The following is a 12,321-nucleotide window of genomic DNA, read 5'->3' on the forward strand; positions in this document are numbered from 1 at the left end:
GGGCGCAGGAAATGGAACTGCGCGAGCGCTTCCGTCAGGGCGCCGCCCGTCAGAGTGCCGCCCATCATCACGCCGCCCATCTTGGCGCCGCCTCCACCCCCTGCCGGCGCGGCCAGCGCAGCAGCCGCAGCGCCAGCGCCGCCAGCGGCAGCCAGTACAGCTCGACCTTCGGCTGGAAGGAAACCGTATCGACCTTGCGCGCCTCAACCTGGTCGAGCCGCGTGTAGATCTGCACCAGCTGATCGCGGTCGAGCGCGCGGTAGAAGCCGCCGCCGGTCAGCTCCGCCCTGCTTCAGCGCGGCTTCGTCGAGCTTCTCCTCTCCCGCCGCCGCCGGATCGCCCACCGCGACGGTATGGACGACGATGCCCCTGTCGTGGGCCACCCGCGGCGCCTCGGCGGGCGGAACCTGGCTCGCCGTGTCGTTGCCGTCGGTCAGCGCGATGATGGTCCTGGCCGGCACGGTGGAGGCGGCGAACAGGTTGATGCCCAGCCCGATGGCGTCGCCGAAGGCGGTGTGCGGCCCGGCCATGCCGACCTGCATCTCGCCGAGCAACTGGCGGGCGAGGTCGAGATCGGTGGTGAACGGCACCAGCGCGAAGGGCGCGTTGCCGAACACCGCGACGCCGACGCGGTCGCCCTGCCGGCGGGCGAGGAAGTCGTCCAGCACCTGCTTCACCGCGACGAGGCGGTTCACCTTGTTGCCGGCCGCGTCGGTGAAGTCCTGCGTGTCCATGGAGGCGGAGAGATCGACCAGCAGCAGCAGCAGGTCGCGCGCCGGCCGATCCTGATGCACGGGGGCAGCACCCATTGCGGGGGCATCAGGGCGGCAAGGACCAGCAGCCAGCACAGCAGCAGCGCGGTCCGTCGCCAGGGGCCGCGCCGGCTGATGCCCGCGCCCGCGCGCGCTGGCGCGCCGGAGAGCCGCGCCAGCGTCGCGAAGAACGGCACCCGCACCGCCGGGCGCCGGGTCGCGTGCGCCGGCAGCAGCCAATAGACCAGCAGCGGCGCCGGCAGCAGCAAGGCGAGCCAGGGATAGGCGATGGACAGCATCGTCAGCCCTCCTCCCGGTGGCGCCTCACCCAGTGCCGCGCCGCCGCGAGCAGCGCCGCCCCGTCGCCGGCCGGCCCGCCGGACAGCGCCCCGGCAAAGCCGAGGACGGCAAAGTCCCCGCGGCCGGAGGTGCGGTCGAGGAAGGCGAGCCACTCCCGCCCGGTCAGCGAGGCCACCTGCCGGCGCGGATAGGCGACCAGCGCCGTCCGCTTGAGCACGGCCGAGACGGCGGCGATCCCGGCGGCGTCGGAGACCGGCCCCAGCCGGTCGAGCGCGGCGAGCGCCTCCCGCCGATAGGCGTTGCGGCGATAATGCCGGATCCCCGCCGCCAGCAGGATGAGCATCGCGGCGAGCAGCGCCGCCAGCAGGATCCACCAGCCCGGCGCCGGCGGCCACCAGGGCACCGGCGGCGGCACCATGATATCGGCCAGATGCGACAGATCGGCCTGATCGGTCATCTCACCGCACTCGCCTGATGCTCCGGCGCGACGTGGTGCGCCAGCCGCCGGCCGAGCAGTTCGCGGAACTGGTCGGCGGTGTCGCGGTCGGTCGAGAGCGGCAGCACCGGAATGGCCCGCTGGCGGGAAAAGCCGTCGATCGCCTGCTGCCGCTCATGAAAATCGGCGGCAAAATCCCGGCGCAGCCCGCGGGAAAAACTGTCGATATCGATCTGGCTGCCCGCATCGGCGACCACGGCGCGGCCGACGTCCGGCAGCTCCGCCTCCAAGGGATCGAAGACGAAGACGGTGAGCACGTCGTTATGGGCGGTGATCCCGGTCACCAGCCGTACCGTCTCGGCATCCGCCCCGGCCCCTTCGGTGATCAGCGTCAGCAGCCCGTCATGCGGCAGCAAGCGCGGCACCCTGGCGAGCGCGGCATTGAGCAGCCCCGGATCCGAAGGCCGGGGATCCTCGACCCGCAAGGCGCTGTTGTGGCGGATGACGGCCTCGAACAGCGGCCCGATGGCTGCCTGCCGTCCCCGCGGGCGAATTTCGTCCATCCCATTCTCGGAAAAGACGATTCCGCCGATGCGGTCACCGAGCGAGGTCACCCGCCACGCCGCCAGCGCCGCCGCCTCTGCCGCCACCACCGACTTCATGGCAAGCCGGCTGCCGAAGAACATGGAGAGCCGCTGGTCGACGAGCAGCAGCACCGGCCGGTCGCGCTCCTCGGTGTAGACGCGCAGCTGCGGCTCGCCCAGCCGGGCGGTGGCGCGCCAGTCGATGGCCCGCACATCGTCGCCCTCGTAGTAATGGCGCAGTTCCTCGAATTCGAGCCCGCGCCCGCGCAGCCGCGAGGCATGGCGGCCGGCCAGCAGCGAATGCACCGGCTGTTTCGGCAGGAAGCTGAACCCCTTGGCACGGTGTTTCAGCCGCAGCAGATCGTCGAGGGTGACGTAAGCGCGCTTGCCGGGTGGCGGCGTCTCCCCTGCGAGCCTCGGATGCGCGGGCCTCTGGCTGGGCGGTCCGTGCCATCGCCGCCGCCTACACCGCGACCGCGACCTGACGGATCAGCTCGTCGATGACGTCGTCGGCGCGCTTGCCGTCGGCGCTCGCCTCATAGGTGAACGAGACGCGGTGGCGCAGGCAGTCATGGGCGACGGCCTGCACGTCTTCCGGCGTCACGTAGTCCCGTGCCTGCAGCCAGGCATAGGCGCGCGAGGCGCGGTCGAGCGCCAGCGTGCCGCGCGGGCTGGCGCCGATGCCGATCCATTGCTTCAGCTGGTCGCCGAACTCCTGGGGGCGGCGGGTGGCGGCGATCAGCGCCACGATGTAGCTCTCCACCGCCTCGACCATCTTCACCGCATCGATCTCCTTGCGGGCGTCGAAAATGATGCGCTGGGCGATCTTCGGCGGCGGCGCCTCGGCGGTACCGGCCTGCTCGGCACGCACCAGCCGCAGCACCTTCGCCTCGTCGGCGTCGCTCGGGTAGCCGATGGTGACATGCATCAGGAAGCGGTCCATCTGCGCCTCGGGCAGCGGATAGGTGCCTTCCTGCTCGATGGGATTCTGCGTCGCCAGCACCATGAACAGGTCCGGCATCGGGTAGCGCGTGCCGGAGACGGTGACCTGTCGCTCCTCCATCGCCTCCAAGAGCGCCGACTGCACCTTGGCCGGGGCCGCGGTTGATCTCGTCGGCGAGCACGAGATTGCCGAAGATCGGCCCCTTGCGGAACTCGAAGCTGCCGGTGCCCTGCGCATCGGTGCGGTAGATTTCGCCGCCGGTCACATCGGAGGGCAGCAGATCGGGGGTGAACTGGATGCGGCTGAACGCGCTCTCCAGCGCCTGCGACAGGCTCTTGATGGCACGTGTTTTGGCGAGGCCGGGCAGGCCCTCCAGCAGCACATTGCCATTGGCGAGCAGGGCGATGACCAGCCGTTCCACCACCCGCTCCTGGCCGATGACGGCGCGGTTCAAGCGGGACTGGATCTCGATGACCGATTCGCGTGCCGACATGTCACTTCTTCTCGAACGGATAGATGGTCTTCCAGTCGGCCTTCATGTCGACCACCAGCCAGCCGCGCGACGGAGCCTCGTCGAGCGCCTTGTCGAGCTTGCCGATATGGGACGCCCGGTCATAGGCCCATTCCCGCACGGCATCGGTGTGATGCACGATCAGGCCGAAGCGCGGGCCGGTGTTCAGCGTGGTCCATTGCAGCATCTGCTGATCGCCGTCGGAATTGCCGGCGGCGAAGACCGGCCGCCGGCCGATGAAGCGGTTGATGCCTACCGGCTTGCCGGAGCCGTCATCGATGAATTCGACCTCCGGCAGCTTGCGCAGCGCCGGCACGTCGCCGTCGAGCACGAATTCGGCCTTGCCGGAGGAGCCGACCACCTGCTCGGGCGGGATGCCGTAGACCGCCTCGGTCCACGGCCGCATGAACTCGACACCGCCGCCCGATACGATGAAGGTCTTGAAGCCGTTGGCGCGGAGATAGGCGAGCAGCTCCAGCATCGGCTGGAAGACGAGCGCGGTATAGGGCCGGTCGAAGCGCGGATGCCGGGCGGTCTGCAGCCAGTCGCGCACCAGGGCGTGGAAATCGGAGACGGTGAGCGCGGCATGGGTGAGCGCCAAGACCTGCAACAGCCCCTTCTCGCCGAGCGCCGCGAGCGCCTCAGGGTCGCCGGAGAGCGCGGATTTGTAGGGCCCCTGCGCGGCCAGCGCCGGATTGGCAGCGGCGAGCTGCTTCAGCCTGTCGAGCGCGAACATGAACTGGAAGTAGACAGGCTGTTCCGACCAAAGCGTGCCGTCATTGTCGAAGACGGCAATGCGCTCGGCGACCGGCACGAAGTCGCCGCCGCCCTCTTGCGTGACCTTCTCGACGAAGGCCCGGATCGACTGCTTGGCCGCCCCCTCATTCCATGAGGGCAGCGGGTCGGCGGCTTGAGCAGCGACCGCCTGGGCATTGGCGGCCGGCACGATGCACCCCGGCAGCCCGGCCAGGGCGATCCACGACAGCAGGGCCACGGCGATGACATGGCGACGGGCGGGGCGCAGGGCGCCAGGGCTGGATCGTCTCATGTCACGCCTCCGGTGCCGGCCGGCGCACGCAGCGAAAGCCGATATGGCTCATCGAGCTGTCGACCGGCTCGGCACGGTGCGACGCCGGCCGGTAGCGCCGGCAATAGCTCGGCGCGCACAGATACGAGCCGCCCTTGACCACCTTGCGCGGGATGCGGATCGTCGGCTGGCCCGGATCGTAGCTCGCCTCCTCCGGGCCGCCGCGCGGATTCTGCGGCACGCAGCAGGGGCTCAGTGCCTCCTCGGGATGCCGCGTCGACCAGAAATCGGCGGTCCATTCCCACACATTGCCGATCATGTCGTAGAGGCCGTAGCCGTTCGGCGGGTAGGACTTCACCGGCGATGTGCGCTCATTGCCGTCGAGGGCGAGATTCTGGAACGGAAACTCGCCCTGCCAGGTATTGGCCATCTGCCGGCCCTCCGGGGCGAACGCGTCGCCCCAGGCGTATTCGGTGCCGTCGAGCCCGCCACGGGCGGCAAACTCCCATTCCGCCTCGGTCGGCAGTTCCTTGCCCGCCCAGCGCGCATAGGCCTGCGCATCGGCATAGGCGACATGGGCCACCGGGTGATCGTCGAGGCCCTTGATCGACGAGCCCGGCCCATAGGGCTTGCGCCAGCTGGCACGGAAGCGGAAATCCCACCACTGCCGCCAGTCGCGCAGATCGACCGGATGATCCGGCGGCGCGAACACCAGCGAACCGGCCTTCAGCATCTCCGGCCGGGCGCCGGGATAATCCTTCGGGTTGGGGGCGATCTCCGCCACCGTGACATGGCCGGTCGCCTCGACGAAGGCGCGGAACCGGGCATTGGTCACCGGCGCCACTCGATGAAGAAGCCGGCGACCGCGACGCGATGGGCCGGCCGCTCCTCGGGATAATGGCTGTCCGAGCCCATGCGGAAGCTGCCGCCTTCGATCCACGCCATCTCGTCGGCGGCCGGAGAAACCTGCGGAACATGCCGGCGATGATGGGGGCGCATGAGACGCGATCCAACCATGGGAAACGATCAAGCCCGCCCGCGGGGCGCGTGGATGCGGCGCGGGCGAGCGAATCATGCGGGTGTCGGGACGCCCCCGCAACTCCGATTCGACCGTCCCCACACCTGCCTCCCCCGATTTGGATCGCATCCTGACGGGATTTTGGGCGGCAGACTAGGCCGACCCGGCAATAAGGCTATGCGAACCCTGCCGAGATCAGCGCGCCAGGCCGCAACTTGAGCGAGGAGCCGGCCACAGAGTTTATTATTCGTATATTTGAATTAATTAGCATATACTGAAGTGCGCCCAAGCATTTACGAATGTCCCGCCGGCTCTGACCTTGGCAGGATCCGCCCAGATGCTCCTGCCGTTCCGACGCACTCCCCCCTATGACCTCGCACAGGGTGGGCCGCCCCGCCCGAAGCCCGCCCGACAGGTGGGGAAGGGCTTGTGCTACCCGCCATTCGCCTTGCTGCATTGCTTCGCCAGCGCTTCGGCGCATACCCGCATCAGGGCGGGGAGGAAGGGTTTCCCCTCGGCGGTCAGATCAGGGAAGACATATCGTCCGATATCGCTCACCGCGAAATCCAGCAATGCCGCCACGCCCTCCACGGTCGAAGGGCTTCGATCCGAAAGGAAACGCTGCGCTTCGACGAAGAGCATGTCGGCGGCCATATCGACAGCTCGCTGTTCATCGCCGTTCGACATGGTGTCGCCGGCCTGCTCGATCGCGGCGCGGTGATCATTGGCCTTGACGGTGACGGCCAGGATATGGCCGAGGACGGGATCCCGTGCCGTTGCGGCATTCATCGAGCGATCGGCGGGCGCTTCGTTCAGGCCGCTCGAGCCGCTCATCGGTGGCCCGAGGTTGCGATCCGGATAGGTGTCGAATCTCGATGAAGGATCTCGAGGGCCTCCAGGAGAGGGCGACCGGCCGCGAGAAAGCTGGCTGCCGAAACCCTGATCATGCGGAGGTTGTCGTCCCTGGATTCGACCCGCTTGCCGTCTTTCAGAAGCCGCTCGCCGATGCTGTCGAGGAAGCTCCAGACGTAATTCGCCAAGGCGTCGGCATCGGCGCGGCCTTCCCGGAGGGCTCGGATGAACAACTGAGCCATATGGGGCATATTGATGCCGCCGCCGGTCACCGGCGACACCATGTGCTGCAGGTCCATACTGACGAGCGCGCGCTGCAGAATGTGATCGTTCAACGCCTTGCAGCGCTGGCGCACCTTCTCCGAAGGCTTCCGGGCCAGGGCGGCAAGTCCGGCCCCGACGAGCACGATCAGAACCTCGATGATCTCCTGAGGCTTCCATCCCCGCAGCTTCGGGTGTCTTGCAAGCTCGTCCATCCGTTTGGGCCGGAACCCGTCATCGGACAGAATCGCAATCACCGGATCATATCTGTCAGCCGGCAATTCAGCCTCTCCACGGCTGCACGTAATCTTCTTCGGCATGTCTTCATGCGGTCTCACCAGCACGAATGTTTGCGCGTGCCAGGCGTCGCGGTGTTCGCTTCCCACAAGCTTGCGGGCGCCTTTGATGAAGACGTCGCATCGGAAGCGCCGGTTCATCAGATAGTCACGCGCCGTTTCGCGCACGATTGGATGCCCAATCTGCGAAACGAGCGCTCTCCCCTTGGCGCTGAGCTGAAGGGCATCGATGCCGTCCAGCAGGCGGGCCGACCCCACGAATGTAAGCTTGGCATCGTCGAGACTGCGAACCATGTCGGAGAAGTGCTCCAGATGCCAGTCCGCGTTGAGATACTCGTGGGCGAGATAGTTCGGGCTTTGAGACTGCAGCTTTTCAAGATGATGTTGGAGGATCGGATTTTCCTTGAAGTAGATGGAGTCCGCCTTGGCGAAATCTTCCGTGAACTTCAGGGCGCCGTTGACCATGCCGGCAGGCCCGGACAGGCTCGTTCCGCCATAATCCTGAAAGAGACGCATCAGCTGGCGAATGGGGATGACCGGCGCCCAGCCGGGCAGGCAGTTATAGCTGATATAGGCAACCCCGCCCGGACGGAGCTTCCGCCGGATGATATCGGTTACAACCTTGCGGTTCGCCTCCGATATCCAGCTCCAGATGCCGTGAAGCGCGATGATGTCGAAATCGGGCAAATCATTCCTGGCGGCCAGCTCTTCGAACGAGTCGTCGAACAGGCGGATGTCGGCGCCGGATGCCGCGGCGAGCCGGCGCGCTTCCACCACCTGCGCGGGATTGAAATCGGTTCCCCAATACGACCCGGCGGACCCCGCCGCGTGCATGTTGATCGACACCCCCTGTCCAAAGCCCAATTCCAGATAGGTCGGCTCGTCGGGCAGTTGCGGCTCTACGCCCTGCCCGAGGCAGACCAGACGGAGCATGGACGGGCTCATCTCCGGATAATATCCGTAGGAATAGTTAAGGTCGGTGAAGTAACCGTACGACCAGGACATAAGGGGAAGTCTCCCGGACACATTCTGGGTCTGAGCCAGCGGCCCTATCTTGTCGGATGGCGAAAACCGGGGGCGGGATGGACGCGGAACCAGACCTCGCGCTGCGTAACCGTCGGCCCATGCCGACACGCAATGACACGGCAGGACGATCACAGCGCTGATCGGCAGCGACGCTCAGTTGAAGGCGCTGACCATCCTCGGACCCCAGATGCTGGTGGTGAAGATCGACGTCGCGACGGTGACGAAGATCGCCGCGGCGAGAAGCAGCGCGGCGGTCGCGAGGTCGACCGCCAGGCCGTATTCTTTCCGGCCGACGCGGATGAACGTCTCGGCGATGACGAGATTGGGGACGTAGAAGAAAAACACCATGACCGCATCGAACCAGCCGCTGAAGCCGGCGCCTCGGCCGAGGGAGCCGAACAGCACCGACCAAAGGCCGTATTCCATTCGGTAGAGCCAGGAGCCGATTGTCAGGGCGAAAAGCCGGATCGCCCAGGCGCGATGCCGTTCGTGGTCGCCTCGTCGGGCATGGCCGTAAACCATGGCTGCACACGCCACCATCAACCCGCCATAGAGGCCGAAGCCGACATCCATGAGCGGGCCGCCAATCGTGCCTTTCCCGGCGATAAAGACCAGCCCGCCCAGTCCCGCCACGCCGGCGGAGACGACGTAGGCCCGGCCCAGTCCCCGATGCAGCGCGGGCGCCGCACGCCGCACGCGGCCGATCAATTGGATGGGACCCAGCACAAGCAGCACGCCGCCGGCGATGAAGTGCGCCCCGATGGCGACCGTGGTCAGGAGAGAGCCGGCGTCGTGTAGGCCGGGCAACGCCTCGTTCCATCGGTGGCCGGAGCCCTTCAGGGCGACCCCGCCGAAGAAGGCGAGGATGTAGGCGGCAAAGATCGCGCCGCTGACCCAACTCGCCGCCACCAGCAGCCACACGCTCCAGCGCAGCACGATGCCATGACGACCAATGCCGGGGCGCCCGTTCGTCCGATCGATCGCCGACGAGCCGCCGGCCGTCACAGTGAGGCGGCCTTCCCTATCCATCGTGCTTTCCTTGCCGCGCCGCGCGGCGGGAATCGCGCTCGAAACCGTTTCCGAAGGAGGGGCCGGCCGACCGGCATGCGGTGCAGCCGGGTCGGCGCGCGGCCGCGTCCAATGCCGCGTCATGCCTCGTCATTCCACGCGGCGAAGGACCATGGTTTGGCCGAGCACGGGCAGCCCCATGTAAGCCTGCAGTTCCAGCTTGCCATCCTTCAACCCCGCCTGACCGGACAGGGTCTGGCCGGATGGAGCGACGTAGAAACTGCCGCCTTCCCAGCGACGGTTTCCGGCGCTCCATTTGAGATCGTTGATGAAGACGATCCCCTCCAGCGACCGGTTCCTGAGCGCCGGGTCGGGATTCTGCGTGTCCTTTTTGAAGGTCTTCCCGTCCGCCTCCACCGCGCGCGCGCCATAGAGCATCCGCGCCGCGTAGCTGCCTCCGGCATCGAACATCTCGATCTTGAGGTTGCCGTCCTCGGACTCCCAGACGCCGACGATCTCGTTGGGCGAAGAGGCTTGCGCGAAAGCGCCTGCGGCCGGCAAAGCCGTCATTCCCAAGACGAAGGAGGCGGCCAGAATGGCTCTCCTGAGTGACTTGAACATCGTAGATTTCCTTCTGATGGCAAGTAGCGGACAGTCGACGCGAGCACCCCGCCCCAAGACTTTCAGGCCTGCCTCGACGCTTCAGCGTCTCTTGCGCGGCAGGAACCGCGACCTCGATTTCATCCCGATCGCCTCCCGTCACCACGTTGCGAAAGCTACGCGCTGGCTCTGCGACGACGAATGCCAAAAAGCGCAAAAAACCTGCCCAATCCTCCAGGCGATCTGATGGATGCACCCATCGCCCCCGGGCTCGGCGCGGCGCCGCCGGGAGCGCGCCCGAATATCCGGGAGTATTCGCGCGGCCAAACCGCCAGACTTTCCTAGCCGACTTAGCGGGTCGTCTCTGCCATGCCTGCGGCGTCAGCATCGGACGCCGCGCCGCGGGCAGGCGCTCCTGTTTCGGGAATGGAACCGGCGTCGTCGATCGGCAGGTTACCGCCGCAAGAGGAGGTGGCGGCGTTTACGTCTCCATTGGCCCTGCGGCCAGCGCAGGTGCAGCCCCCCTTGCTCTCCCATCGTCATCCGCAGGAATGGGCAAGTTTATTGCGGTTTCGGGCATTCGGATCTCGACACTCTCCTTTTAGCTTGATGATGCCAAATGAAGTTCGGAGAGCATGCAGAATGACAGAAACGGCCGCAGGCTCATGGGTTTAGAGCCGGTTAGGCCATATTGGCCTTCGGGCTGTTGCGAGGCCTGACAGGCATTGTCGGCAGGCGGGGCGCCGGGCGCATCTCCGGGCACCGCGCGAAAACCTCCGGGGCCGTCGCCATTGCCCTCCATACCACCAAGGGCGGCCGCATAAGCTTTCTGCCGTTAGCCGGCACCAGAACTGTCGGCGAATGGCGCACACGAACCGTTCCACCCGCCGATGCGGCGTGGAGCGCCGACGGCGCAACTTCAATTTTCACGACCTGAAATCGGATCACGGAACACCGCCCCGTTTCTGTCGATCCGGTGGGGATCGCCCTCCGCCCCCGCAACGGCGATCCCGTGGCCACCGAAGGCAAGACGGGCAACAGGGTCGCCTTCGGTGGCCATCCTCAACACTGAGATGGAGAGACGATGATGGATTTCGATCCGGGTACGGCCATGGCCTGGATAAGCGCCTATGGCCTTTGCGGGTCTACTGGCCGTCGCCATGGCGCACGCCATCATCTCGTTGCCACCCATCGAACGCGTGACCCTCTCCCATGAAGCAGCAGCATATCAGCGAGACGTTCGGCTTCTTTCAGGCATGGCTCAGGGACCCCTTACGGGTCGCGTCCATCGCGCCCTCGGGGCGTGCCCTGGCCAGCCTCATCACCTCGGAAATCTCTCGCGAGACTGGTCGGATCATCGAATTGGGGCCGGGGACCGGTGCGTTCACGCGCGCGCTGATCGCCCGCGGGGTCAGGCAGGAAGATCTCGTACTGATCGAGTTCGGAGCCGCATTCGCCGCCACGCTTCAATCCCGCTACCCCGGAGCGTGCACGCTCCGGATGGACGCGGCTCGCCTGCGAACCGTAGAGCTGTTTGAAGGCCGGCCGGCCGGTGCCACCGTAAGCGGGCTGCCGCTGTTGTCGATGTCAGCTCGCAAGGTGTTCGCGATCCTGACGGGCGCGTTCAGCAAGATGCGGCCTGATGGCGCCTTCTACCAGTTCACCTACGGCCCGCGCTGCCCCGTCCCGGGAAGCATACTGGACCGACTGGGCCTCGAAGCGGAGCGGATCGGCGGCACGCTCGCCAACCTTCCTCCTGCGGCGGTTTACCGGTTCAGGCTTCAGGAGCGCCGTCCGCCGCGCGACAGGACGCGTGGGGAAGCGCAGGCATGACGCATGTCGAAAGCGCCAGCGCCGGCGCAAACGTCGCGATCGTTATCGGTGCGAATCGTGGGGTCGGCCGAAGCACGGCTTTGGCTCTCGCCCGACGACGGGTCGACGTCATCCTTACGTTCCGTTCAAATCGCGCCGAGGCGAAAAATGTCGTAAAGGCCATAGAAAGTCTCGGGCGGAAGGCGCTGGCGCTGCGCCTCGACGTCGGCGCGGCAGATACCTTTACCGATTTCGCCGAAAGACTTCGTCAGATCCTGCGCGCTCATTGGGGTGCGGAACGGTTCAGCTATCTGGTCAACAATACCGGCCATATCGCCGCCGAGGCCGCTTCGGACCTCACGGAGGCGGGTTTCAAGGAACGCGCCGATATTCATCTCCAGGGCGTCTTCTTTCTTACGCAGCATCTGCGTCCGCTGATCGCGGATGGCGGGCGGATCGTCAATATTTCGAGCGGCCTCGCCCGCTTGAACGCCTCGGGCGGGGTCGCGTCGACCCCGATCAAAGGCGCCATCGAGGCTCTGGCAACCCATATGGCAGAGGAATTTGGTCCTTATGGCGACGCGGCGGCCAGGCTCGCCACGGACTTTGTCGGCAGTCTCGCCAGCGACAACCGCGCGCTACAGAAAGGCGGCGCCTCCATCACGACGCTAGGACGCACCGGGCAGTCGGACGAGGCCGGCGACAGCATCGCGGCGCTTCTCCTGTCCGATGCCGATCAATGGGCGAGCGCACCGCGCATCAGTGTGCCCGGCGGGTGACGTTCGGATCGGCGAGCGGTGCAGGCCTCGACATGCCGGTTTTCGTCTTCCCGGCCGACTTGCCGAGACCGTGCCGTTTCCCGCTCTGGAACCATCAGAAACCTGCCCCTTCCCCA

Annotated in this window: 13 protein-coding genes and 2 pseudogenes; 2 read left to right on the top strand and 13 right to left on the bottom strand. The window is 66.6% G+C overall.

Annotated features, from left to right (window positions below):
- Window positions 1-67 precede the first annotated feature (67 nt).
- The 13 genes and pseudogenes from J2X65_RS02620 to J2X65_RS02680 form a co-directional block, all read right to left on the bottom strand.
- Window positions 68-235 carry a hypothetical protein gene (locus J2X65_RS02620; protein WP_310197600.1) on the bottom strand — a complete coding sequence of 56 codons (168 nt, stop codon included), beginning with the start codon at window positions 233-235 and terminating at the stop codon, window positions 68-70.
- Window positions 204-809, bottom strand: a complete 606-nt coding sequence (locus tag J2X65_RS02625; protein ID WP_310197603.1) for a VWA domain-containing protein — start codon at window positions 807-809, stop codon at window positions 204-206. The genes J2X65_RS02620 and J2X65_RS02625 overlap by 32 nt, the downstream gene beginning before the upstream one ends.
- Window positions 692-1,051 (bottom strand): hypothetical protein, encoded by a 360-nt coding sequence (locus J2X65_RS02630; protein WP_310197606.1) that lies wholly within the window; start codon window positions 1,049-1,051, stop codon window positions 692-694. Before J2X65_RS02630 ends, J2X65_RS02625 begins: the two co-directional genes overlap by 118 nt.
- A 2-nt stretch (window positions 1,052-1,053) precedes the next feature.
- Entirely contained in the window at window positions 1,054-1,509 is a 456-nt protein-coding gene (locus J2X65_RS02635) for a DUF4381 domain-containing protein (RefSeq protein WP_310197608.1), read from the bottom strand.
- The gene (locus J2X65_RS02640; protein ID WP_310197610.1) at window positions 1,506-2,378 is read right to left on the bottom strand and encodes a DUF58 domain-containing protein; all 873 of its coding nucleotides are present in this window, start codon (window positions 2,376-2,378) and stop codon (window positions 1,506-1,508) included. Before J2X65_RS02640 ends, J2X65_RS02635 begins: the two co-directional genes overlap by 4 nt.
- Window positions 2,379-2,535: 157 nt before the next feature.
- Window positions 2,536-3,508 (bottom strand): annotated as a pseudogene (locus J2X65_RS02645) (AAA family ATPase).
- Between the two features lies 1 nt (window position 3,509).
- Complete coding sequence (locus tag J2X65_RS02650) at window positions 3,510-4,574, bottom strand: HAD family hydrolase (protein ID WP_310197613.1); 1,065 nt, start codon at window positions 4,572-4,574, stop codon at window positions 3,510-3,512.
- Between the two features lies 1 nt (window position 4,575).
- Window positions 4,576-5,498, bottom strand: a pseudogene (locus J2X65_RS02655) (formylglycine-generating enzyme family protein).
- A gap of 505 nt (window positions 5,499-6,003) precedes the next feature.
- Window positions 6,004-6,405, bottom strand: coding sequence for a hypothetical protein (locus J2X65_RS02660; RefSeq protein ID WP_310197616.1), 402 nt, complete (start codon window positions 6,403-6,405; stop codon window positions 6,004-6,006).
- Window positions 6,402-7,913 (bottom strand): class I SAM-dependent methyltransferase, encoded by a 1,512-nt coding sequence (locus J2X65_RS02665; RefSeq protein ID WP_310197618.1) that lies wholly within the window; start codon window positions 7,911-7,913, stop codon window positions 6,402-6,404. The genes J2X65_RS02660 and J2X65_RS02665 overlap by 4 nt, the downstream gene beginning before the upstream one ends.
- Before the next feature lie 246 nt (window positions 7,914-8,159).
- Window positions 8,160-9,158: a DUF2306 domain-containing protein gene (locus tag J2X65_RS02670; protein WP_310197621.1), complete on the bottom strand. Its 999-nt coding sequence runs from the start codon at window positions 9,156-9,158 to the stop codon at window positions 8,160-8,162.
- Window positions 9,159-9,164: 6 nt separating this feature from the next.
- Entirely contained in the window at window positions 9,165-9,635 is a 471-nt protein-coding gene (locus tag J2X65_RS02675) for a DUF2147 domain-containing protein (protein WP_310197625.1), read from the bottom strand.
- Window positions 9,636-10,533: 898 nt separating this feature from the next.
- The gene (locus J2X65_RS02680; RefSeq protein WP_310197628.1) at window positions 10,534-10,806 is read right to left on the bottom strand and encodes a hypothetical protein; all 273 of its coding nucleotides are present in this window, start codon (window positions 10,804-10,806) and stop codon (window positions 10,534-10,536) included.
- 20 nt (window positions 10,807-10,826) lie between these two features.
- On the opposite strand from J2X65_RS02680, the gene J2X65_RS02685 reads away from it, so the two are divergent.
- Both J2X65_RS02685 and J2X65_RS02690 read left to right on the top strand, forming a co-directional pair.
- Window positions 10,827-11,447, top strand: coding sequence for a phospholipid methyltransferase (locus tag J2X65_RS02685; protein WP_310197631.1), 621 nt, complete (start codon window positions 10,827-10,829; stop codon window positions 11,445-11,447).
- A complete protein-coding gene (locus tag J2X65_RS02690; protein ID WP_310197633.1) occupies window positions 11,444-12,205 on the top strand; it encodes an SDR family oxidoreductase in 762 nt (253 codons plus the stop codon). Before J2X65_RS02685 ends, J2X65_RS02690 begins: the two co-directional genes overlap by 4 nt.
- Window positions 12,206-12,321: the final 116 nt, after the last annotated feature.

Origin of the sequence: Ancylobacter sp. 3268, assembly GCF_031456575.1 — a bacterium.
Taxonomy (GTDB): Bacteria; Pseudomonadota; Alphaproteobacteria; order Rhizobiales; family Xanthobacteraceae; genus Ancylobacter.

Bases quoted from the DNA above. Each gene is read 5' to 3' on its own strand.
- J2X65_RS02665 (WP_310197618.1), bottom strand. From the start codon at position 7,913: ATGCTCCGTCTGGTCTGCCTCGGGCAGGGCGTAGAGCCGCAACTGCCC.
- J2X65_RS02685 (WP_310197631.1), top strand. From the start codon at position 10,827: ATGAAGCAGCAGCATATCAGCGAGACGTTCGGCTTCTTTCAGGCATGG.
- J2X65_RS02690 (WP_310197633.1), top strand. From the start codon at position 11,444: ATGACGCATGTCGAAAGCGCCAGCGCCGGCGCAAACGTCGCGATCGTT.
- J2X65_RS02660 (WP_310197616.1), bottom strand. From the start codon at position 6,405: ATGAGCGGCTCGAGCGGCCTGAACGAAGCGCCCGCCGATCGCTCGATG.
- J2X65_RS02630 (WP_310197606.1), bottom strand. From the start codon at position 1,051: ATGCTGTCCATCGCCTATCCCTGGCTCGCCTTGCTGCTGCCGGCGCCG.
- J2X65_RS02650 (WP_310197613.1), bottom strand. From the start codon at position 4,574: ATGAGACGATCCAGCCCTGGCGCCCTGCGCCCCGCCCGTCGCCATGTC.
- J2X65_RS02670 (WP_310197621.1), bottom strand. From the start codon at position 9,158: ATGACGCGGCATTGGACGCGGCCGCGCGCCGACCCGGCTGCACCGCAT.
- J2X65_RS02680 (WP_310197628.1), bottom strand. From the start codon at position 10,806: ATGGGTGGCAACGAGATGATGGCGTGCGCCATGGCGACGGCCAGTAGA.
- J2X65_RS02625 (WP_310197603.1), bottom strand. From the start codon at position 809: ATGGGTGCTGCCCCCGTGCATCAGGATCGGCCGGCGCGCGACCTGCTG.
- J2X65_RS02635 (WP_310197608.1), bottom strand. From the start codon at position 1,509: ATGACCGATCAGGCCGATCTGTCGCATCTGGCCGATATCATGGTGCCG.
- J2X65_RS02675 (WP_310197625.1), bottom strand. From the start codon at position 9,635: ATGTTCAAGTCACTCAGGAGAGCCATTCTGGCCGCCTCCTTCGTCTTG.